At 73.2% G+C, this 23190-nt stretch carries 16 protein-coding genes; 8 read left to right on the forward strand and 8 right to left on the reverse strand.

What is annotated here, in order from left to right:
• Positions 1-97: 97 nt before the first annotated feature.
• From ACA361_RS09410 to ACA361_RS09445, 8 genes are all read right to left on the reverse strand, one after another.
• Positions 98-1504, reverse strand: a complete 1407-nt coding sequence (locus ACA361_RS09410) for an arabinose isomerase (RefSeq protein WP_375011439.1) — start codon at positions 1502-1504, stop codon at positions 98-100.
• A 125-nt stretch (positions 1505-1629) separates the two neighbouring features.
• Complete coding sequence (locus tag ACA361_RS09415) at positions 1630-3681, reverse strand: bifunctional aldolase/short-chain dehydrogenase (protein ID WP_375011440.1); 2052 nt, start codon at positions 3679-3681, stop codon at positions 1630-1632.
• A gap of 61 nt (positions 3682-3742) precedes the next feature.
• Entirely contained in the window at positions 3743-4909 is a 1167-nt protein-coding gene (gene rhaI / locus ACA361_RS09420; RefSeq protein ID WP_375011441.1) for an L-rhamnose isomerase, read from the reverse strand.
• Between the two features lie 20 nt (positions 4910-4929).
• Positions 4930-5247: an L-rhamnose mutarotase gene (locus ACA361_RS09425; protein WP_375011442.1), complete on the reverse strand. Its 318-nt coding sequence runs from the start codon at positions 5245-5247 to the stop codon at positions 4930-4932.
• Positions 5248-5392: 145 nt separating this feature from the next.
• The gene (rhaS, locus tag ACA361_RS09430) at positions 5393-6475 is read right to left on the reverse strand and encodes a rhamnose ABC transporter substrate-binding protein (protein ID WP_375011443.1); all 1083 of its coding nucleotides are present in this window, start codon (positions 6473-6475) and stop codon (positions 5393-5395) included.
• A 58-nt stretch (positions 6476-6533) separates the two neighbouring features.
• Positions 6534-7535: an ABC transporter permease gene (locus ACA361_RS09435; protein ID WP_375011444.1), complete on the reverse strand. Its 1002-nt coding sequence runs from the start codon at positions 7533-7535 to the stop codon at positions 6534-6536.
• Positions 7525-8691, reverse strand: coding sequence for an ABC transporter permease (locus ACA361_RS09440; protein WP_375011445.1), 1167 nt, complete (start codon positions 8689-8691; stop codon positions 7525-7527). Before ACA361_RS09440 ends, ACA361_RS09435 begins: the two co-directional genes overlap by 11 nt.
• 4 nt (positions 8692-8695) lie before the next feature.
• Positions 8696-10246 (reverse strand): sugar ABC transporter ATP-binding protein, encoded by a 1551-nt coding sequence (locus ACA361_RS09445; protein ID WP_375011446.1) that lies wholly within the window; start codon positions 10244-10246, stop codon positions 8696-8698.
• A 302-nt stretch (positions 10247-10548) separates the two neighbouring features.
• Between ACA361_RS09445 and ACA361_RS09450 the strand changes: the two genes are divergently transcribed.
• The 8 genes from ACA361_RS09450 to ACA361_RS09485 all read left to right on the forward strand — a co-directional run bounded on the left by ACA361_RS09450 (position 10549) and on the right by ACA361_RS09485 (position 23097).
• Complete coding sequence (locus ACA361_RS09450; RefSeq protein WP_375011447.1) at positions 10549-11616, forward strand: LacI family DNA-binding transcriptional regulator; 1068 nt, start codon at positions 10549-10551, stop codon at positions 11614-11616.
• Positions 11613-12353, forward strand: coding sequence for a (Fe-S)-binding protein (locus ACA361_RS09455; protein WP_375011448.1), 741 nt, complete (start codon positions 11613-11615; stop codon positions 12351-12353). The genes ACA361_RS09450 and ACA361_RS09455 overlap by 4 nt, the downstream gene beginning before the upstream one ends.
• Positions 12354-12403: 50 nt before the next feature.
• A complete protein-coding gene (locus ACA361_RS09460; protein ID WP_375011996.1) occupies positions 12404-13834 on the forward strand; it encodes a LutB/LldF family L-lactate oxidation iron-sulfur protein in 1431 nt (476 codons plus the stop codon).
• Entirely contained in the window at positions 13831-14454 is a 624-nt protein-coding gene (locus tag ACA361_RS09465; RefSeq protein WP_375011449.1) for a lactate utilization protein C, read from the forward strand. Before ACA361_RS09460 ends, ACA361_RS09465 begins: the two co-directional genes overlap by 4 nt.
• A 56-nt stretch (positions 14455-14510) precedes the next feature.
• Complete coding sequence (locus ACA361_RS09470; protein WP_375011450.1) at positions 14511-15959, forward strand: rhamnulokinase family protein; 1449 nt, start codon at positions 14511-14513, stop codon at positions 15957-15959.
• A gap of 313 nt (positions 15960-16272) precedes the next feature.
• A complete protein-coding gene (locus tag ACA361_RS09475; RefSeq protein WP_375011451.1) occupies positions 16273-19368 on the forward strand; it encodes an AAA family ATPase in 3096 nt (1031 codons plus the stop codon).
• 224 nt (positions 19369-19592) lie between these two features.
• Entirely contained in the window at positions 19593-20714 is a 1122-nt protein-coding gene (locus ACA361_RS09480; RefSeq protein ID WP_375011452.1) for an alpha/beta fold hydrolase, read from the forward strand.
• A gap of 1 nt (position 20715) precedes the next feature.
• Positions 20716-23097 carry a GMC oxidoreductase gene (locus ACA361_RS09485; protein WP_375011453.1) on the forward strand — a complete coding sequence of 794 codons (2382 nt, stop codon included), beginning with the start codon at positions 20716-20718 and terminating at the stop codon, positions 23095-23097.
• Positions 23098-23190 lie beyond the last annotated feature (93 nt).

Genomic DNA, 23190 nt, shown 5'->3' on the forward strand with positions numbered 1-23190 from the left:
GCCGGACCGGGCCCGCGGCCGCGGGCCTGGTCACCGGCACCTTGGTGGGATCCCCCGATCACACTTCCGGTCAGGAACGGACTGCGTCAGGCGCGCCTCAGGGGCGGACCTCCACGAGCTCGACCTCCATCAGGTCGGCGAGCGCCCTCAGGTCGGCGATCCGGTGGCCGGTGCCGAGCGCCCAGTGGTGCGAGATCCCGGTGGCGCTCCAGGCGTCGACCCACTCGCCGGGGTCGCAGCCGAAGTCCACCCGCGAGGTGGTGTTGCCGATCTGGAGCAGCGGGCCCTCGACGGTCTCGCCCTCGGAGGCCACGAACGCGTACCTCCCGTCGCGCCGCTGGATGATGCCGAACGCGGTGACCGGCCCGTGCTTGACGTCGAACTCGACCGACACGCCGTACCCGCGCTTGCCGTGGTAGACGCCGAGGCCGCGCAGCAGCGGCTTGCGGGCGCTGATGGCCAGGTGGGCGGGGCCGTCGTGGCCCATCTCGACATGGCCGCGGTGGAAGTCGAGGGCCTGCAGCTCGGTGAACGAGCCGCCCGCGCCGAGCCGGTCGGCGATCAGCATGGCGAGCGAGGTGCGCAGCTCGTACTCGCCGGCCGCCGGGATCCCGCGCGCGGTGAGCAGCGAGGCGCCGAGGATCATCCCGGCGCCGAGCCGCTCGTGGATCTCGCCGTCCAGGCCGCGGTGGTAGTAGGCCAGGCTGTCGAGCCCGAAGTCCTCCACCAGGTGGTCCAGCCCGGCCGACACGCGCGCCGCCCAGGCCAGGTCGTCGTCGTTGACCGAGTCGGCCAGCTCGAAGATGTCGCGGGCCTCGTCCACCTTGGCCCTGGCCTCGGCGTCGGTGACCTTCTCGACCCGGACGCGCAGGTCGTCGAACTCCAGGACCTCGACGTGCCCGCCGAAGTTGGCGCTGACCATCGTCAGGTCGGTGGAGACGTCCAGCATGCCCGGGTACAGGTGCCCCATCAGGCCGTGCCGGCCCGTGCGGAGCGCGGCCCGCACCCCGGCGGCCCGCACCCAGCGGCCGATCTTCGCCCAGGCCCGCTCGTCCTCCAGGTAGCCCGACACCGAGCGGAACGGGATGCCGCTCCGCTGGAACGCGTTGGCCATCTCCGGCAGCGGGCAGGCGCCGCAGTAGGCCAGCCACTGGCCGGTGTCGAAGGTCTCGTGGTCCATCGACTCGGTCGGCTGGAGGTTGATCAGCAACACCGGCGCGCCGGACCGCTGGGCGACCGGCAGCAGCATGGTGGCGGTCATGTAGGTGGTGAGGAAGCCGACGATGATGTCGCAGCCGGCCGCGCGCAGCTTCTCCGCCGCCTCGGCCCCCTCCTCGGCGTCGGAGACGAAGCCGACGTCGACGACGTCGGCGCCCAGGCCGCGCATCCGTTCCGACACGCGCTCGGCCGAGCGCTTCAGCTGGGGCAGCAGGTCGGGGAACTGCGGCCAGTAGGCGCCCAGCCCACCGGCGACCAGACCGACTTTCACTGGGTTCGCGGACATTTCTACTCCCGGGGGTGGAGGGCGGGGGCGGCGCGGCTCCTGCGTGACCGGCGCCGCCCCCACCAGTTCTGGGGATGCGGGGTAGGGATGCGGGGTTGGTGTTACGGGCTGAACGGACCAGCGGGCTAGCGGAGGAAGGCGGCGGCCACTCCCGCGTCCACCGGGACGTGCAGCCCGGTGGTGTGGGTCAGGTCCCCGCCGGTGAGGGCGAAGACCGCGGCGGCGACGTGCTCGGGGAGCACCTCGCGCTTGAGCAGCGTGCGCTGGGCGTAGAACTCGCCGAGCTTCTCCTCCTCGACGCCGTACACGGCGGCGCGCTTGGCGCCCCAGCCGCCGGCGAAGATCCCGGAGCCGCGGACGACGCCGTCGGGGTTGATGCCGTTCACCTTGATGCCGTGCTCGCCCAGCTCGGCGGCCAGCAGCCGCACCTGGTGCGCCTGGTCGGCCTTGGTCGCGCCGTACGCGACGTTGTTGGGGCCGGCGAAGACGGCGTTCTTGGACGAGATGTAGACGATGTCGCCGCCCATCGCCTGGTCGATCATGACCCGGGCGGTCTCCCGGGACACCAGGAACGAGCCGCGCGCCATCACGTCGTGCTGGAGGTCCCAGTCGGCGGCGGTGGTCTCCAGCAGCGGCTTGGACACCGACAGGCCGGCGTTGTTGACGACCAGGTCCACGCCGCCGAACGCCAGCACGGCGGCCCGTACGGCGGCGGCGATCTGGTCCTCGTCGGTGACGTCCACGCCCACGGCGACCGCGACGTCGGACTCGGCGAGCGCCTTCGCGCCGAGCTCGGCGGCGACCTTCTCGGCCGCGGCCAGGTCGCGGTCGGCGACGACGACGCAGGCGCCCTCGGCGGCCAGCCGGCGGGCGGTCGCGGCGCCGATGCCGGAGCCGCCGCCGGTGACCAGCGCGACGCGGGTCGCGAGCGGCTTGGGCTTGGGCATCCGGCGGAGCTTGGCCTCCTCCAGCTCCCAGTACTCGATCCGGAACTTCTCCGACTCGGGGATGGGGGCGTAGGTGGAGAGGGCCTCGGCGCCGCGCATCACGTTGATGGCGTTGACGTAGAACTCGCCCGCGACGCGCGCCGTCTGCTTGTTGGCGCCGAAGCTGAACATGCCCACGCCCGGGACCAGCACGATCGCCGGGTCGGCGCCGCGCATGGCCGGGGAGTTCTCGTCGGCGTTGCGCTCGTAGTACGCGGCGTACTCCTCGCGGTACGCGGCGTGCAGCTCGCGCAGCCGCGCCGCCACGTCCTCAAGGGGCGCGTCCGGGGGCAGGTCGAGCACCAGCGGCGCGACCTTGGTGCGCAGGAAGTGGTCCGGGCAGGACGTGCCCAGCGCGGCCAGCCGCGGGTGCTCGGACCGGGCGACGAAGTCCAGCACCTCGGGGCTGTCGGTGTAGTGCCCGACCTGCGGCCGGTCGGTCGAGGCCAGGCCCCGGACCAGCGGGAACAGCGCGGCGGCGCGGGCGTGCCGCTCCTCCTCGGGCAGCGTCGCGTACACGACCTCGCCGAACGGGTCCGCCTTGCCGTGCTCGGCGATGTACGCCTCGGCGGTGCGGATGATGTCCAGCGCGTTCGCCTGGCACTCCTCGGACGTGGCGCCCCAGGCGGTGATGCCGTGCCCGCCGAGGATCACGCCGATCGCCCGCGGGTTGTCCTGCTTGATCGCGGCGATATCCAGCCCGAGCTGGAAGCCGGGGCGCCGCCACGGCACCCACGCGACCCGGTCGCCGAAGATGCGGCGGGTCAGCTCCTCGCCGTCGGCGCTGGTCGCGACGGCGATGCCCGAGTCGGGGTGCAGGTGGTCGACGTGCGCGGCGTCCACCAGCCCGTGCATGGCGGTGTCGATCGACGGCGCGGCGCCGCCCTTGCCGTGCAGGCAGTAGTCGAACGCGGCGACCATCTCGTCCTCGCGCTCGACGCCCGGGTAGACGTCCACGAGCGCGCGCATCCGGTCCAGCCGCAGCACGGCCAGCCCGGCCTCGGTGAGCGTGCCGAGGTCGCCGCCCGAGCCCTTGACCCACATGAGCTCGATGTCCCGGGCCGTCACGGGGTCGGTGACGGTGCCCTTGGCCGAGGCGTTGCCGCCCGCGTAGTTGGTGTTGCGCGGGTCCGAGCCCAGGGTGTGGGCCCGCTCCAGCAGCTGCTCCACCTCGGGTGGAGTGGCGGTCATGGGGTCTCTCCTCACGTGGATCACTTCGTGCGTGGGTCGGGGGCGTGCGCCTCGGCGCGGGTCAGGCTCCCCAGCCGGCGGCCTGGCCGTCCTTGCGCTCCCCGACGACCTTCTCGTAGTAGCCGGAGTCCTTGTACGCGGCGATCGGGTCGGCGTGCAGGCCCATCTCCTCGCGCAGCTCGGCGAGCAGCGGGCGGACGTCGGTGTTGTAGGCGTCCATGAACACCGCGTTCGCGCCGAGGACGTCGCCGGAGTCCTGCGCCGCCTTCAGCGCCTCGACGTCGACGAGCAGCGCCTTGGCGGTGGCCTCCTGGACGTTCATCACCGAGCGGATCTGGCCCTGGATCTTGGGCTCGATGTTGTGGCACTGGTCGAGCATGAACGCCACGTTCGTCTCGGGGTCGTACCCGCCGCCCTGGACCACCTCGTGCATGATCCGGAACAGCTGGAACGGGTCGGCGGCGCCCACCATCAGGTCGTCGTCGGCGTAGAAGCGGGAGTTGAAGTCGAACCCGCCGAGCTTCCCCTCGCGCAGCAGGAACGCCACGATGAACTCGATGTTGGTGCCCGGCGCGTGGTGCCCGGTGTCCACGACGACCTGCGCCTTGGGGCCGAGCTTGAGGCAGTGCGCGTACGAGGCGCCCCAGTCCGGCAGGTCGGTCATGTAGAACGCCGGCTCGAACAGCTTGTACTCCAGCAGGAACCGCTGGTCGTCGCCGAGCCGCTCGTACACGGCGGCGAGGGCCTCGGCCATCCGGTCCTGGCGGGCGCGGACGTCGTCCTGGCCGGGGTAGTTCGTCCCGTCGGAGAACCACAGCTTCAGGTCGCGCGAGCCGGTGGCGTCCATGATGTCGACGCACTCCAGCAGGTGGTTCAGCGCCTTCTTCCGGATCGCGGGGTCCGGGTTGGTGACGCTGCCCAGCATGTAGTCGTCGTCCTGGAAGACGTTGGTGTTGATGGCGCCGACGTGCACCCCGCGGTCCTCGGCGTACGCGGCCAGCTCGGCGTAGTCGTCGACGGTGTCCCAGGGGATGTGCAGCGCGACGCTGGGGGCGACGCCGGTGAAGCGGTGCACCTGGGCGGCGTCGTCGATCTTCTCGCGCGGGGTGCGCGGCACCCCCTGCTGCGCGAAGACCTTGAAGCGGGTGCCGGAGTTGCCGTACGCCCAGGACGGGGTCTCGATGTGCTGGCGGCGCAGGGCGTCCTTGACCGTGCTGATGTCACTCACGGGTTGTCTCTCCGAATCCTCTAGTCCAGGTGGAAGACCTCGGCGAGCGGCCGCATCCCCTCGTCGGGGCGGCCGTCGAGGTCCTCGAAGAAGGGCGCCATCTCGGCCTGCCAGCGCGCGTTGACCTCGGTCTCCGCCATGGCGGCCTGCGCCGCCGCGAAGTCGTCGGTCTCCAGGTAGCCGACCAGCAGCCCGTCCTCGCGCAGGAAGAGCGAGTAGTTGTGCCAGCCGGCCGCGCTGAGGGCGGCCCGCATCTCGGGCCATACCGCCTCGTGCCGCTCGCGGTACTCCTCCAGGCGCTCCTGCCGGACTTTCAGCAGGAAGCAGACGCGCTTCACGAGGTCCTCCCTCTGGTGGTGGGCGCCGCCCTCCCCGCCGTGGCCGGCCCTGTCGGGGAGCGGCCGGCCACGGCGGGGAGGCGGGAGCAGTGTCATTCCTGGGGGCGGACCCCCAGACCCCCGGGGCTTCCGCCCCGAATACGGATCAGAAGTTGTACTGGTCGATGTTCTTGGCGTCGAACACCGTCGGCGGGCCGAGGATGACCTCGCCGTTCGCGCCGATCGTGCGCTCGCCGAGCTTGCCCGCCTTGAACTTCTCGCCCTGCGCGCCGGTGATCTGGCCGGAGGCCAGCGAGGCGGCGGCGTACGAGGCCAGGTAGCCCAGGTTCTTCGGGTCCCACAGCGCGAACTGCTTCACGGTCCCGTCCTTGATGAACTGGCGCATCTGGTTCGGGGTGCCGAGGCCGGTCAGCGCGACCTTGCCCTTGTACTTGGAGCCGCTGATGTAGCGGGCGGCGGCGGCGATGCCGACGGTGGTCGGCGAGATGATCCCCTTGAGGTTGGGGTGCGCCTGCAGCAGGCCCTGGGTCTGCTGGAACGACTTCTGGTCGTCGTCGTCGCCGTAGACGGTTTCGACGAGCTTCAGGCCGGCGTACTCCGGCTTCTTCAGCTCCGCCTTCATGATCTCGATCCAGGCGTTCTGGTTGGTGGCGTTGGCGGTCGCCGACAGGATCGCGATCTCGCCCTTGCCGCCGAGCTGGTCGCTCACCATCTTCACCTGGCTGCGCCCGATCTCCTCGGTGCTGGCCTGGTTGATGAAGATGTCCCGGCAGTCCTTGGCGGTGTCGGAGTCGTACGAGACGACCTTGATGTCCTTCTGCATGGCCTGCTTGAGCGGGCCGCAGACCGCGTTGGCGTCGTTGGCGGCGATCAGGATCGCGTCGTGCCGCTGCTGGACGAGGGTGTTGATGTAGGAGACCTGCGAGGAGGCGGAGGCGTCGGACGGGCCGACCTCCTTGGCCTCGCCGCCGTACTCCTTGGCCGCCTCGATCCCGGCGTTGTCCAGGATCGTCAGGTACGGGTTGTTGACCTGCTTGGGCAGGAAGGCGATCTTCAGGTCCTTCTTCAGCGGCGCGTTCGGGTTCGCGGTCGCGTTCCCGCCCGCGGAGCCGCCCGACTCGGACTCCGAGCCCTTGGTGGTGCCGCCGCAGGCCGTCAGGGTGAGGGCCAGTGCGCTGATGGAGGCCAGCGCCGCGATGCGGCGTGGCGCGCGCAGACGAACGGTCATGGTCAGGTGCCTTTCGGGGGTGGGTTGAGAAGGTTCGGCGGGGAGGGTGACCCGGGGGTCAGGACGGGGCGGCCGCCGGGGCCGCGGATCGCGCGCCCCGTTTCCCCCGTGCCTCCCGGACCACGGCGATCAGCCGCGGGGTGAGCACGGAGATGATGAGCAGCAGCCCGGTCACGACCGACTGGATCTCGGTCGAGACGTCGTTGAGCATCAGCAGGTTGCGCAGCAGGCCGATCAGCAGCACCGCGGCGATCACACCGCCGAGCGTGCCCTTCCCGCCGTCGAAGTCGATGCCGCCCAGCAGCACCGCCGCGATGACGGTCAGTTCCAGCCCGAGGCCGTTGTCGGCGCGGGCGCTGCCGTAGCGGAGCGTGTAGATGATCCCGGCGAGGCCGGCGATGAGGCCGGACACCACGAACAGGATCAGCTTGATCCGCTTGACCCGGATGCCGGCGAAGTACGCCGCGTCCTCCTGCGAGCCGATCGCGAACAGCGAGCGGCCGACGCCGGTGGCGTGCAGGGTGACCGCGGTGATGACCGCCAGCAGGATGAACAGCGCGATCGGGTACGGGATCGGCGTGCCCGGCACCGTCTGGGTGGCCAGGTCGGTGTACTGCTGCGGGAACTCGGCGACCGCCTCGGTGCCCAGCACCACGTACGCCAGTCCCCGGTAGAGGGTCATCGTGCCGATGGTGACCGCGAGCGACGGCAGGCCGAGCCGGGTGACCAGCAGGCCGTTGACCAGCCCGCAGACGAGCCCGACGACCAGCACCAGCGGGATGATCGTCTCCAGTGCCCAGCCGGCGTCCCACAGGCCGCCGGTCAGCGCGCTGCACAGCCCGAGGACGGAGGCGACCGACAGGTCCACCTGGCCGCAGACGACCAGCAGCGTCATCGGCAGCGCGATCAGCGCGATCTCGCTCAGGTCGCCGAGCGCGAACGACAGGTTGTCGGTGTTGGCGAAGTCCGGGGAGATCCCGGCGCCGCCGAAGAAGACCAGGACCAGCAGCAGGGTGACGGCGGTCTCCCAGCGGACCAGGCCGCGCGCGTCAAACCTCATCGCGGTCGTTCCCTTCTCCCTTGCCCGGGCCGGTGCCCGTGCCCTCGCCGGGGGCCGCCGCCGCGCCCGTGGCCGTGGCCCTGCCGTTGCCGTTGGCGCGGCGGCGGCTCCGCCGCGACCGGGACTTGACCTTCAACGCCCGGGTCGTCCGCAACGCCATGAGCCGGTCCACGCTGATCGCCAGCAGGAGCAGCAGGCCGGTGATGGCGTCCTGCCAGAACGGGTTGACCTTGAGGACCACCAGCACGCTGCCGATGATCGTCAGGAGCGCGGCGCCCAGGACCGCGCCGTACACGGTGCCGACACCGCCGACGATCGCCACGCCGCCGACCACGACGGCGCTGACGACCTTGAGCTCCCAGCCGTTGGCGGCGTCGGCGACGACGGTGCCGAACCGGGCCAGCCACAGCACGCCGGCCAGCCCGGCGAGCGCGCCGCTGACCAGGTAGGCGGTCAGCACCCGGCGCCGGATCGGGACGCCCGCCAGCCGCGCGGCCTCCGGGTTGGAGCCGATGGCGTAGTACTCGCGGCCGGAGGAGTAGGAGCGGAGGTAGTGGCCGATGAGCAGCATCACCACGACCGTGATGATCGGCAGGTACGGGACCCCGAGGATCGCGTCGTTGCCGAGCGAGAGCACCGAGGACGGCAGGTCCGAGGCGCTGATCTGGTCGCCGCTGGCGATGTAGTAGTCCAGGCCCTGGATCACGTACAGGGTGCCCAGCGTGACGACCAGGGCGGGGACCCGGCAGAAGCTGACCAGCAGGCCGTTGACCAGCCCGCAGAGCAGCCCGATGCCGATGCCCAGTGCCGCGATCAGCAGCACGTTGCGGTCGGTGCCGGAGGCGAAGTCGCCGGTGACGAAGGCGACCAGGCCGACCACCGACCCGACCGACAGGTCGATGTTGCGGGTGATCACGACCATCGCCTGGCCGACGGCCAGCAGCGCCAGGATCGAGGTGTTGAGGAAGATGTCCTCGACGCCCTGCGCCGACAGGAACCGCGGGTTGACGATCGTGGTGACGACCACGAGCACGACCAGCGCGCCGACGATGCTCATCTCGCGGGCGCGCAGCACCACGTCGACGAGCCGGCGCCCGCCGCTCGCGGGCCGCCCGTTCGCGGGCGGTTTCGTGGGGGTTTCGGCGAGTACGGTCATCGTCTCAGGCCGCCTTTCCCGCGCCGTCGCCGTTGCCGTTGCGGCCGGTCGCGGCCGCCATGACCGACTCCTCGGTGGCGTCCGCGCGGGCGATCTCGGCGGTCAGCCGGCCCTCGTGCATGACCAGCACCCGGTCGGCCATGCCGATCACCTCGGGCAGGTCGGAGGAGATCATCAGTACCGCCAGGTCCTGGGCGGCCAGCTCCGACAGCAGCCGGTGGACCTCGGCCTTGGTGCCGACGTCGATGCCGCGGGTGGGCTCGTCCACGATCAGTACGGCGGGCTCGGTGGCCAGCCACTTGGCCAGCACGACCTTCTGCTGGTTGCCGCCCGACAGCACGCCGACGGTGTCGGTCAGCCGGGCGTACTTGAGCTGGAGCCGCAGGGCCCAGTCGGCGGCGCGGTCGCGCTCGACCTTCCGGGAGATCAGCGGCCCCTTCTTCGTGGCCTTGCGCAGCGAGCGGAGCTGGGTGAGGCCCATGTTGCGCTCGATGGACATGTCCATGACCAGGCCCTGCTGGCGGCGGTCCTCGGGGACCAGCGCCAGGCCGGCCGCCATCGCGGCGGTCGGGCTGGCGGCGGGCAGCCTCTTCCCGGCCACCTCGACCTCGCCGGCGTCCCACCGGTCCACCCCGAAGATCGCGCGGGCGACCTCGCTGCGGCCCGCGCCGACCAGCCCGGCCAGCGCGACGATCTCGCCGCGGCGGACCTCGAACGACACGTCGGTGAAGGTGCCCTCGCGGGTGAGCCGGGAGACCTTCAGCGCGACCTCGCCGGGGGTGACGTCCTGCTTGGGGTACAGGTCGTCCAGCTCGCGGCCGACCATCCGCTGGACCAGGTCGTCGGGGGTGAGGCCGTCGACCGGCTCGGTGCCGATGTAGGTGCCGTCGCGCAGGGTGGTGACCCGCTGGCAGAGCTCGAAGATCTCTTCCAGCCGGTGCGAGATGAACAGGACCGCGCAGCCCTGCTCCTGCAGCGTGCGGGTGACGCTGAAGAGGCGGGCCACCTCCTGGCCGGTCAGCGCGGCGGTGGGCTCGTCCATGATCAGCACCCGGGCGTCCCGGGAGATGGCCTTGGCGATCTCCACCACCTGCTGGTCGGCGATCGACAGGCCGCGGGCCGGCTGCTGCGGGTCGAGCGCGACGCCGAGCCGCGCGAACAGCTCGGCGGTGCGCTCGTGCATGGCGCGGCGGTCGATGCGGCCGAGGCCGGCGCGGGGCTGGCGGCCCATGAAGATGTTCTCGGCGACCGACAGGTCGGGGAACAGCGTGGGCTCCTGGTAGATGACCGCGACGCCCGCCTGCTGCGCGTCGGCCGGTCCGCCGAACTCCACGGGCTCGCCGTCCACGCGTACCTCGCCCGCGTCGGGGCGGTGCACGCCTGCGAACGTTTTTACGACTGTGGACTTGCCCGCGCCGTTCTCGCCCGCGAGCGCGTGAACCTCGCCGGCGTGCAGCTCCAGGGTGACGCCTTGCAGGGCCTTGACGGCTCCGAACGACTTGCTGACGTTGACCAGTGCCAATGTCGGTGGCGCCGACCGAGCGGGTGCGCTCACGGCCACCCTCCTCGCTGGGGTGTTCTGTAACCGGATGATGAAAAACGTTTTAACAGGATGTTGCGGAGGACGCTAGATGTGACCGCGAGCACTCGTCAAGAGGCAACTTTCCGGAAGATCCCCTGGAAGCGGCCGTGAGCCCCGATGCCATCGGGGCTGAAGAGATCTTCGAGTCGACTCCCGCGAGCCGCCCCGGCACGGGTGACCGGGGACGAAACTTCCGACGACAGGCTTGACACGTTTTAAAGACATGTCCCAAAGTGAGCGCGGCACACCAGCGGAAACGAGACCGGGGGCGCACAGTGGGCACCGTGGGGATCAAGCAGGTCGCCGAGCACGCCGGGGTGTCCCCCGGCACGGTCTCCAACGTGCTCAACCGCCCCGAGCGGGTGGCCGCCACGACCCGCGAGCGCGTCGAGCGCTCGATCCGCGTGCTGGGCTTCGTCCGCAACGGCTCGGCGTCCACGCTGCGCGCCGGGCACAGCAGCACGGTCGGCCTGATGGTGCTCGACCTGGCCAACCCGTTCTTCACCGACGTGGCCCGCGGGGTCGAGGACGTGGCCAGCGAGCGCGGCTGCGCGGTGCTGCTGTCGTCCTCCGCCGAGTCCGGCGAGCGCGAGCGGCGCAACATCCGGGTCTTCGCCGAGCAGCAGGTCCGCGGCGTGCTCATCACCCCGGTCGGCGACGACGGGCAGAACACCGACCGGCTCAGCGAGCGCGGCATCCCGGTCGTCCTGCTGGACCATCCGACCCCGCGCGCCAACCAGTGCTCGGTCGCGGTCGACGACGTCGCCGGCGGCGAGCTGGCCGTCGGGCACCTGCTCGCCGACGGCGCGCGCTCCCTGGTGTACGTGACCGGCCCCGCCGCGCTGCGCCAGTGCACCGACCGCCGCAAAGGGGCGCTGCGGGCCATGCGCGCGGCGGGCCTCGGCAAGGAAGCGCTGCGCGAGCTGGCCGTCCCCGCGATGAACGCGCGGGCCGGCGAGGAGGCCGCCCGGCGGCTGCTGGACGGCGGGCCGCTGCCCGACGCCGTCTTCTGCGCCAACGACCTGCTCGCGCTGGGCGTGCTGCGCGTACTGCTCCAGGCCGGCGTCAAGGTCCCGACCGACGTCGCGCTGATCGGGTACGACGACATCGAGTTCTCGGCCGCGGCCGCCGTGCCGCTCAGCTCGGTCCGCCAGCCCACCTACCAGCTCGGCCGGATCGCCACCGAGCTGCTGCTGGAGGAGTGCGACGACCCCGGCGGCCACGCCCACCAGCAGGTGATGTTCCAGCCCGAGCTGGTCGTCCGCGACTCCAGCCGGCGTGCCCGCCCCCTTGAGGGGAACGACCAGGCCATGGCGGGAGAGCCGGAGGTGGAGGCGCTGTGAAGGTCGCCCTGTTCGTCACGTGTCTCAACGACACGATGTACCCGGGGACGGGGCGGGCGCTGGTGCGGCTGCTGCGCCGGCTCGGCCACGAGGTCGACTTCCCGACGGCCCAGACCTGCTGCGGCCAGATGCACTTCAACACCGGCTACCGCAAGCAGGCCGTGCCGATGGTGCGCGGCTTCGCCGACGCGTTCGCCGGGTACGAGGCGGTCGTGACCCCGTCGGCGTCGTGCGCGGCGATGGTCCGCGACTGGCACCCCAAGGTCGCCGCCGGCACCGGCGACCGGCGGCTCGCCGGACGGGTCGAGGAGCTCGCGCCCAAGGTGTACGAGATGACCGAATTCCTGGTCGACGTGCTCGGCGTGACCGACGTGGGCGCGTACTTCCCGCACCGCGTCACCTACCACCCGACCTGCCACTCGCTGCGGATGCTGCACGTGGGCGACCGCCCGCTGCGGCTGCTGCGCGAGGTGCGCGGCATCGACCTGGTCGAGCTGCCCGAGGCCACCGAGTGCTGCGGGTTCGGCGGGACGTTCGCGCTGAAGAACCCGGACGTGTCGGCCGCCATGTGCGCCGACAAGGTCACCAACGTGCGGCGGACCGGGGCCGAGGCGCTGTGCGCGGCCGACAACTCGTGCCTGATGCACATCGGCGGCGCGCTGACCCGCACCCGGTCCGGTGTCCGCACCGTGCACCTGGCGGAGATCCTCGCCGCCACGGAGGAGGAGCCCGCGTGAGCGTACAGAGACCCGCGGTGAACGACACCGCGATGCCGACCTACCTCGGCATGCCCGCGTTCCCGGACGCGGCGCGCCGCGCGGTCGGCGACACCCGGCTGCGGCACAACCTGGCGCACGCCACGTCCACGATCCGGGGGCGGCGCGCGGGGGCGGTCGCCGAGCTGGACGACTGGGACGCGCTGCGCGAGGCCGGCAAGCAGATCAAGGACCACGTGCTCGCCGACCTGGGCCACTACCTGCGGCTGCTGGAGGAGAACGTCACCGCGGCCGGCGGCACCGTGCACTGGGCGCGGGACGCCGCCGAGGCCAACCGGATCGTCGCGGACCTGGTGAAGGCGACCGGCGAGACCGAGGTCGTCAAGGTCAAGTCGATGGCCACCCAGGAGATCGGGCTGAACGAGGCGCTGGCCGAGGAGGGCATCGCCGCGTACGAGACCGACCTCGCCGAGCTGATCGTGCAGCTCGGCGACGACCGGCCCTCGCACATCCTGGTCCCGGCCATCCACCGCAACCGGTCCGAGATCCGCGACATCTTCCGCCGCGAGATGCCGGACGCGCCGGACGGGCTGTCGGACTCCCCGGCCGAGCTGGCCGAGGCCGCGCGCCGCCACCTGCGGGCCAAGTTCCTGTCGGCCAAGGTCGCGGTGTCGGGCGTCAACTTCGCCGTCGCCGACACCGGCACGCTGGTGGTGCTGGAGTCGGAGGGCAACGGCCGGATGTGCCTCACCCTGCCCGAGACGCTGATCTCGGTGATGGGCGTGGAGAAGCTGGTGCCGAGCTGGCGCGACCTGGAGGTCTTCCTGCAGCTGCTGCCGCGCTCGTCCACGGCCGAGCGGATGAACCCGTACACCTCCACGTGGACGGGCAGCACGCCCGGCGACGGGCCGCGCGACTTCCACCTGGTGCTGCTGGACAACGGCCGCACCGCGACGCTGGAGGACGAGGTCGGGCGGCAGGCGCTGCGCTGCATCCGCTGCTCGGCCTGCCTGAACGTGTGCCCGGTGTACGCGCGGGCCGGCGGCCACGCCTACGGCTCGCCCTATCCCGGCCCGATCGGCGCGATCCTGTCGCCGCAGATCCGCGGGATCGGCTCGGAGGTGGACGCCTCGCTGCCGTACGCGTCGTCGCTGTGCGGGGCGTGCTTCGAGGCGTGCCCGGTCGCCATCGACATCCCCGAGGTGCTGGTGCACCTGCGCGCCCGCGCCGTGGAGTCCTCGCGCAAGCATCCGGGCGAGCGGGCGGTGATGGGCCTGGCCGGCTGGACGCTGCGCTCCCCCGCCCGGCTCGGGCTGGCGCAGAAGGCGGCGTCGGCGAGCCGCTGGGTCGTCGGCCGCAACGGGCGGATCCGCCGCCTGCCGGGCCCGCTGCGAGCCTGGACCGACACGCGGGACGCGCCCGCGCCGCCGCGCGAGTCGTTCCGCGCCTGGTGGGAGCGGACCGAGGGCGGCACGCGGGAGAACGGAGCGGACGAGAAGTGAACGCGCGCGAGGAGATCCTGCGGCGGATCGAGCGGATCACGCCGGCCCGGCCTGCGGCCGAGATCGCCGCGGACTACGCGGCGATCGACCGCTCCTACCTGCGCCGCCACCACGAGGGCGGGATGGTGGAGCTGCTGGCCGAGCGGGTCGCCGACTACCGCGCCGCCGTCCGCACCGTGTCCGAGGACGAGCTGCCCGGCGCGGTCGCCGAGGCGCTGGCCGCCCGCGGCGGCGAGTACGCGGTGCCGGCGGGGCTGCCGGCCGGCTGGCTGTCGGCCGTGCCCGCGGACCGGCTCGTCACCGACCCGCCGGCCGCCGCCCTGGACGGGCTCGCGGGCGCCGTCACCGGCTGCGCGGCCGCCATCGCCGAGACCGGGACGATCGTGCTCGACCACGGCCCCGGGCAGGGGCCGCGCGCGCTGTCACTGGTCCCCGACTACCACCTCATCGTGGTCACCGCGGACCAGATCGCCGCCGACGTCCCCGAGGGCCTCGAACGGCTCGACCCCGCCCGCCCCCTCACGTTCGTGTCCGGCCCGTCCGCGACCAGCGACATCGAGCTGTCGCGGGTGGAAGGCGTGCACGGCCCGCGGACCCTCGAAGTCCTCCTCGTCGTCTGAGCCAACCGAGCCACCCCAGCCACCCGAGCCACCTGAACGATCTGAACGGCACCCCAATGAATCCCTCCCCCTCGGACGGCGCGACGTTCGCGGCCGTCGACCTCGGCGCGTCCAGCGGGCGCGTGATCACCGCCCGGATCGGCGCGGGAGCGCTCGACCTCACCGAGGTCCGCCGCTTCCCCAACCGGCCCGTGCGCGTCAACGGCACCCTGCACTGGGACGTCCTCGGCCTGTACGGCAACGTCCTGGACGGCCTGCGCGCCGCCGCCCCGGCCGGCCTGGTCTCGGTGGGGATCGACTCGTGGGCGGTCGACTACGGCCTGCTCGGCGAGGACGGCGCGCTGCTCGGCAACCCCGTCCACTACCGCGACGCGCGCACCGACGGGATCATGGACCGGGTCCGCGACGAGCTCGGCGACGACGTCCTGTACGGGGTGTCGGGGCTGCAGTTCCTGCCGTTCAACACCGTGTTCCAGCTGCTGGCGGAGGGCCCCGGCCTGGAGCGGGCGCGGACGCTGCTGCTCATCCCGGACCTGCTGGCGTACTGGCTCACCGGCGAGATCGGCGCCGAGCGCACCAACGCCTCCACCACCGGGCTGCTCGACGTCCGCGCGGGCACCTGGTCGCGGCCGCTGCTGGAGCGGCTGGACCTGCCCGGCGCGCTGCTGCCCGCGCTGCGCGAGCCGGGCGATCTGATCGGCCGGCCGCGGCCGGATGTGGCCGAAGAGACAGGGGTGTCTCCAGGACTCGCGGTGACGGCCGTCGCCTCGCACGACACCGCGTCCGCCGTCGCCGCCGTGCCCGCCACGACGGACCGGTTCGGCTACATCTCGTGCGGCACGTGGTCGCTGGTCGGCGTCGAGCTGCCGGAGCCCGTCCTCGGAACGGAGAGCCTCAAGGCCAACTTCACCAACGAGGGCGGCGTCGACGGCACCGTCCGCTACCTGCGCAACGTCATGGGGCTGTGGCTGCTCCAGGAGTCGATGCGCGCCTGGGGGGCGCCCGACCTGCCCGCCCTGCTGGCCGAGGCGGCGGAGGTCCCGGGCCTGCGCGCGCTCATCGACCCCGACGACCCCGAGTTCCTGCCGCCGGGCGACATGCCCGCCCGGATCGCGGCGCACTGCGTGCGGCGCGGGTTCCCCGAGCCGCGGACGCGCGCGGAGATCGTCCGGTGCGTGCTCGACAGCCTCGCCCTGGCGCACCGCCGCACGCTGCGCGAGGCGGTCCGGCTGTCGGGCCGCGAGGTCGAGGTGGTCCACCTGGTCGGCGGCGGCAGCCGCAACGAGCTGCTGTGCCGGCTGACCGCCGACGCCTGCGGGCTGCCGGTCGTGGCCGGCCCGGTGGAGGCGACCGCGCTCGGCAACGTGCTGGTCCAGGCCCGCGCGCACGGCGTGCTCGACGGCCTGGCCGAGATGCGCGACCTGGTCGCCCGCACCCAGCCGCTGCGCCGGTACGAGCCGGCCGGCACCGCCGCCTGGGACGAGGCGGCGGCCCGCCTGGGCTGATCCCCCGCCGCGGCCGGCCGTTCGCCGTTCCCCGCGCGGATCCCGGGCGCGGCTGCGAGAATGGGTCACGCAGCGTCATCCTCCGGCCCTGTTGACACACGGGCCGCGATGACGGTTGATAGCACATGAAAGGGACGCGGGGGACGGCGGCCCGGCCGGCGTACGGCGGGTACTGTACCCCTCGTCCAATGGAGCAGTAGTATTACCCGCCGTCCAGCCCGGGCCGGCCCTCGGCGGAACGGGCCCGAATCACCAGAGGTCAAGGGATCGACGTCCCCACCGGACAGCCGGTGCTCCCCCCGCAAGGAGACTGATGGAGGGTCGCGCGGCCCGCAACCCGGCCGCCACTGACGGCGCTCCGCTCGTCGGGCGGCGGGAGGCCCTCCGTGTCCTGGACGGGGCGCTCGACGCCGCGATCGGCGGCTCGTTCCGCTTCCTCGCGCTGTCCGGCGACCCGGGCGCCGGCAAGACCCGGCTGCTGGGCGAGCTGGCCGGCGCCGCGAGCGGGCGCGCGCTGCCGGTGCTGGCCGGGCGCGCCGCCGAGTTCGAGCAGCAGATGCCGTTCGCCGCGCTGGTGGACGCCCTGGACGACCAGCTGGAGGAGCGCCGGCCCGAGCTCGACCCGGCCACCGCGCGGCTGCTGTCCACCGTCTTCCCCGCCCTGGCGGGCACCGCCGCGGCCGATCCCGTGGACGTCCCGGCCGCGGTCCTCGGCGGCGGGCCCGCCAACGGAACGGGCACCGCGCCCGCAGCGTCCCCAGCACCCGCAGCGCCCGCCTTGCCGGTCACGCCCGCGCGCACCGACGCGGCCGCGGGGGACGGCGACGCCGCGCTCGGCGTCGCCCGCTACCAGCTGCACCGTGCCGTCCGGCACCTGCTGGAGAGGCTCGCCGCCGGCACCGGCCTGGTCCTGCTGCTCGACGACGTCCACTGGGCCGACGACGCCTCGGTCGAGCTGCTCGGCTACCTCGTCCGCCACCCACCCCGCGCCCGGGTGCTGATCGGCGTCGCCTACCGGCCCGCCCAGGCGTCGCCGCGGCTGGCCACGCTCGTCGACGTCGCCGGCGAGCACGGCGTCAGCGTCACCGCCGACCCGTTCACCGAGGCCGAGGTCGAGCGCTTCCTCGGCCCCGGCGTCGCCCGCTCCCGCTGCCAGGCGCTCTACGAGGCCAGCGGCGGCAACCCGTTCTACCTGGAGGCGCTCGCCCGCGGCACCGGCGACGGTCCCCTGCCCGAGGAGACCGGCGCCGAGCGCTGGGGCGCGCTGCCCGACCTCGGCGACATCACCGAGCTGCCGCCCGCCGTGCGCACCGCGCTCCAGGTCGAGCTCAGCGGCCTGCACGAGACCTCGCTGCTGGTCGCCCGCGCCGCCGCCGTCGCCGCCGACGAGTTCGAGCCCGCGCTGGCCGCCGCCGCCGCGGAGCTGCCCGAGGCCGACGCGCTGGCCGCGCTCGACGACCTGGTCGCCCGCGACGTCGTCCGGCCGGCCTCGGCGGGCCGCTTCCGGTTCCGGCACCCGCTGGTCCGGCACGTGGTGTACGGGTCGGCCGCGGCCGGCTGGCGGCTGGCCGCGCACGCCCGGGTCGCCGCGTACCTGGCCGGCCTCGGCGCCCCCGCCACCCTCCGCGCCCACCATGTGGAACGGTCTGCGCGCTACGGCGACCGGTCGGCGATCATGACGCTGGTGGCGGCGGCCCGCGCGGTCGCGCCGCAGGCGCCCGCCACCGCCGCGCACTGGCTGGAGGCCGCGCTGCGCCTCATGCCCGAGGACGCCGGGCCCGCCGCCGGCGCGGAGGACGCCGGGCCGGACGGGCCGCACCGGGTCGGGCTGCTGGCCGAGCTGACGCACGCCCAGACCGTCAGCGGCCGGCTGGTCGAGGGCCGCGAGACCGCCCGCACGCTGCTGCGGCTGCTGCCGCCCGGCGACCACGCCCGGCGCGCCCGCGCCGTCCAGATGTGCGCGGTGATCGAGCGGCAGCTGCACCGCCACCAGGAAGCCCGCGCGATGGTGCTGGACGAGCTGCACCGCATCCCCGACCCGCAGGCCGCCGCCGCCGTCCTGCTGCGGGTCCGGCTGGTCGCCGACCGGCTGATGCGCATCGACACCCGCGGCGCCCAGGCCGTCCTGGACCGGATGCCCGAGAACGCCCCCGACTGGGAGCCCGGGCTGCGCCTCGCGGTCGCCTCGCTGCGGGTGCTACCCGCGTACGCCACCGGCCGGGTCGCTGAAGCCGGCGCCTACGCCGAGGCCGCCGACCGGCTGCTGACCGCCGCGCCCGACAGCCACATCGCGGACGCGCTCGACACCGTCCCCTGGCTGTGCTGGACCGAGATCATGATGGGCCGGTACGGCGACGCGCTGCGCCACATCGAGCGCAGCACCGCCGTCTGCCGCGCCACCGGCCAGGCTTCGTTCATCACCTACCTGCTCAACGCGCGGGCGCGCGCGTACACGCTGCTGGGCCGGCTGGAGGAGGCCGCGGACGCCGCCGAGGAGGCGACCGAGACCGCCCGGCTGCTGCGCTCCAGCGAGGCGCTGGTGTTCGGCCTCACCCAGCAGTGCCTCGCCGCGAGCTGGTCCGGCGACCACGACAGGGCGCTGCGGTTCGGTGAGGAGGCCGTCGCCGGCGACCTCGGCGCCGGCGAGTGGTGGGGCGCCATGGCGGGCTACGGCCGCGCCGTCGCGCTGATCAACGCGGGCCGGCACGACGAGGGCGCCGCCGCGCTGCTGGACGCCTGCGGCGACCCGTCCGACCCCAAGCTGGACCCGTCCACGCTGCTGAGCTGCGCCGAGCTGCTGGCCTTCACCGAGTCCGGCCGCAAGGAGGGCGACCCGGCCCGCTGGGCGGAGATCGCCGACGCGCTCGGCACCATCGGGGTGCCCGCCGACGCCGGCCTCGTCCGGCTCGCGCACGCGCACGCCGCGCGCCCGGCCGACCCGGCCCGGGCCGCCGTGCTGGCCACCGAGGCCGCCGAGCTGCTCGCCGCCGCCGGCCGCCGGCTGGAGGCCGGCCGCGCCGAACTGGCCGCGGGCCTGGCCCACCACGCCGCCGGCGCCCGGGAGCCGGCCCGCGAGCGGCTGCGCGCCGCCGCCGGGCTGTTCGAGGCGTGCGGGGCCGCCGCGCTGACCGCGCAGACCGTACGGGAGCAGCGGCGGCTGGGGGTCCGGGTGACCGGGCCGCGACCCGGCGGCAGTGGCGAGGAGCCGTTCGGGCTGTCCCCCCGGGAGTACGAGATCGCCTCGCTGGTGGCGCAGGGCTGCACCAACCAGCAGGTCGCCGAGAAGCTGTTCCTCAGCGTCCGCACGGTCGAGACGCACCTGTCGCGGGTCTTCCGCAAGCTCGGCGTCTCCTCGCGCGTCGGCGTCGCGACCGCGCTCGACCGGCACGCCGCCGGCCGCGAGGTCTGACGCCCGCACCCGCCTCGCCCCCGCCTCACCCCGCCGTACCGGGCGCGCCCCTGCGCGCTTCCCTCCTCAAGATCCGGACGAGAATGAACCGGATGGCCCAAAACGGACTCTTACTTCACACGGCCCCCACGGGACCACCACGCGAGTACGGGTTTTCCACGATGCCGCGGTGACGTGGGGGGCTGGCAGGGTTGGGACCGACATTGATCCGGGAGGACAGAGACATGGCACGCCGAATCCGACGATTCTCGGGTGAGGGCGTCAAGGACGCCGCGGTGTCGCTGCATCCGTTCACGACCGAGGACGACCTGCTGCTGACGCTGTCGCGGTTCCACCGCCAGGACAGCGACGACGTCGTCCTGCTCATGCACGGGCTCACCTCCTCCAGCGACCTGTTCGTCATGCCGGAGATCCGGAACATGGTGAGCCACCTGCTGGACGAGGGCTTCGGCGACGTGTGGGCGCTGGACTTCCGGATGAGCAACCGCTTCCCGTACAACACCGGCGGGCGGCGCTGGTCCCTCGACGACATCGCGCTGTTCGACTTCCCGGCCGCGATGACCGAGCTGCGCCGGCACATCGGCGACCGGCGGGTGCACGTGTTCGCGCACTGCCTGGGCGCCCTGTCGTTCAGCATGAGCCTGTTCGGCGGTGCGGTGCGGGACGACGACTTCGCCAGCCTGGTCGTCAACAGCGTCTCGCTCACCCCCCGCGTGCCGAACTGGTCCAAGGTGAAGATGGCCGTCGGCCCGGACTTCGCCGACTACGTCCTCGGCTCGCCGTACATCGACCCGCGGTTCACCGAGGCGCCCAAGCTGAGCGGCCGGTGGCTGATGGCCAAGGTCATCTCGGCGTTCCACCCGGAGTGCGACGAGCCGGCGTGCCACATGCAGAGCTTCATGTGGGCGTCCGGGCGGCCCGGGTTCTTCATGCACGAGAACCTCGCGCCCGAGACGCACCGGCACGACCGGCTCGCCGACATCAACGGCGCCTCGACCGTCCACTACTACCGGCACATCCGCAAGATGGTGAAGGCGGGCAAGGCCGTCCGGTACGACCCCCGCGACCCCAGGCTCAAGGCGCTGCCGACCGACTTCCTCGCCCGCGCCGCCGAGATCACCACGCCGATCCTGTTCACCACCGGCGACCACAACCGGATCTTCACCGACTCCAACATCGTCTGTCACCGGGCGCTTTCGAAGATCGTTCCGGGCCGGCACAAGCTGGAGGTCCTCCCCGGCTACGGCCACATCGACCCCATCCTCGGCAAGAACGCCCACGAGGACGTCTACCCGCGCATCGTCGAGCACTTCAAGAAGCACGGCACCGACCGGAAGGCCGCCTGAGATGACCGTCCAGCAGAGCACCGAGCACGTCGACGCCGTCGTCGTGGGCTCGGGGTTCGGCGGTTCGGTCGCCGCCTTCCGGCTGGCGGAGGCGGGCAGGTCGGTCGTGCTGCTGGAGCGCGGCCGGCCCTACCCGCCCGGCTCGTTCCCCCGCTCCCCCGCCGAGATGGGGCGCGCGTTCTGGGATCCGGCCGAGGCGCTGTACGGCATGTTCGACGTGTGGAGCTTCAAGGGCTGCGACTCGGTCGTGGCCTCCGGCCTGGGCGGCGGCTCCCTCATCTACGCCAACGTCCTGCTGCGCAAGGACGAGCACTGGTTCGTCAACGACAACGCCGGCGGCGGCCACGACCCGTGGCCGATCACCCGCGCCGACCTGGACCCGCACTACGACCGGGTCGAGGACATGATCGGGGCGGTGCCGTACCCGCTGGGCCGGGCCCCGTTCGCCGACACCCCCAAGACCCACGCGATGCAGGACGCCGCCGCCGAGCTCGGCCTCAACTGGGCGCTGCCGCCGCTGGCGGTCGGCTTCGCCCCGCACCGCGGCGCGGCCCCCGGAATCGGCCTGCCGATCGCCGAGCCCGCGTACGGCAACCTGCACGGCGTCCCGCGCCGCACCTGCCGGATGTGCGGCGAGTGCGACATCGGCTGCAACGAGGGGTCCAAGCACTCCCTCGACCACAACTACCTGTCGGCCGCCGCCCACCACGGCGCCGACCTGCGCACCGGCCACGAGGTCAAGGCGATCCGGCCGCGCACCGACGGCGGCTACGAGGTCGACTACGTCGTGCACGACATGGACGCCGGCACCCGCGGCCCGCTGCGCACCATCTCCTGCGACCGGCTGGTCCTCGGCGCCGGCACGTACGGCACCACCCACCTGCTGCTGAGGTCGCGCCCGGCGTTCCCCGGCCTGAGCCCGGCGCTGGGCACCCGCTTCTGCGGCAACGGCGACCTGCTGACGTTCCTGCTCAGGGCCAAGGACCGCGACCGCGTCCGGCCCCTGGACGCCAGCCGCGGCCCGGTGATCACCAGCGCGATCCGGCTGCCGGACGAGCTGGACGGCCACCCGGGCGCCGGCCGCGGCGCCTACATCGAGGACGGCGGCTACCCCGGCTTCGTCGACTGGATGGTCCAGCCGCTCGACCTCGGCGACCAGGTCGACCGCGCGGTGAAGTTCCTGTGGTCGCGGTTCACCGAGTTCTTCAGCGGCGCGCCCGACACCAACCTGTCGGAGGAGCTGGCCGACCTGATCGGCGACGGCGCCCTGTCGGTCAGCTCGCTGCCCCTGCTCGGCATGGGCCGCGACACCGCCGACGGCGTGCTCGGGCTGGAGAACGGCCGGCTCACCGCCGACTGGACCAGCGCGTCCAGCACCGCCCACTTCGAGCGGCTGCGCAAGACGATGGAGGGCATCGCCGACGTGCTCGGCGCGGACTACGCCGACAACCCGATGTGGTTCCGCAAGCGCGTCGTCACCGTCCATCCCCTGGGCGGCGCCCCCATGGGGCACCACCCGGCCGAGGGCGTCTGCGACGCCTTCGGCGAGGTGTTCGGGTTCCCCGGCCTGTACATCGCCGACGGGGCGGCGATGCCGGGGCCGGTGGGCCCGAACCCCTCGCTCACGATCGCCGCGATGGCCGACCGGATGGCCACGCGGATCCTGGAGGGCGCGTCCCGTCCCGCCGCCACGGGGGCCGAGCCGGTCGCGGGGACCGGCTCGCCCGGCGGGGCGGTGAGCGGCACGGCGTACGGCACGGGATCGGGGACCCCGCCCGGCGGGGGTTCCGGCCGTACGTCACTGTCGTTCACCGAGGAGATGAAGGGGTTCATCACCTCGGGGACCGATGATCCGCGGGCGGGTGAGCTGAGCGAGGACCGCGAGCGGTTCTCGTTCCGGCTCACCATCACCGCCGACGACGTGGATCGCTTCCTGGCCGAGCCCGAGCACACCGCCCGGGCCGAAGGGTGGATCGACGCGGCCGGTCACGGGGGCCGCCGCCCGGTCCAGCGGGGCTGGTTCAACCTCTTCGCGCCGGGGGGCGCCGAGGATCGCCGGCTGATGAGGTACCGCCTGTACTTCACCGACGGCGAGGGCCGGCCCCGTACCCTCATCGGCCGCAAGAACGTCCTGCACGGGCCGCCCACCCGCATCTGGCCCGACACCTCGACCCTCTACTGCACGATCCTCGACGGTCACGCCGAGGAGGGCGCGGACGCCCCGGTGCTGGGCGCGGGCGTCCTGCACATCCAGCTCACCGACTTCGCCCGCCAGCTGACGACGTTCCGCACGGCGGGCCCCGGCGGCCCCGCCGCCCTGCTGGACTTCGGCCGCTTCTTCGCGGGCGAGCTGTGGGAGGTCTACGGCCCCGACCTCACCTGAAAGGGGCCCCACGAACGCGCGGACCGGGAGAACTGCGGGGTGCTCCCGGTCCGCGCCTTTCGTCTCTCCGTCCCGCGGACGACGGGCATCGCC

Origin of the sequence: Actinomadura sp. 21ATH (genome assembly GCF_041951345.1) — a bacterium.
Taxonomy (GTDB): Bacteria; Actinomycetota; Actinomycetes; order Streptosporangiales; family Streptosporangiaceae; genus Spirillospora.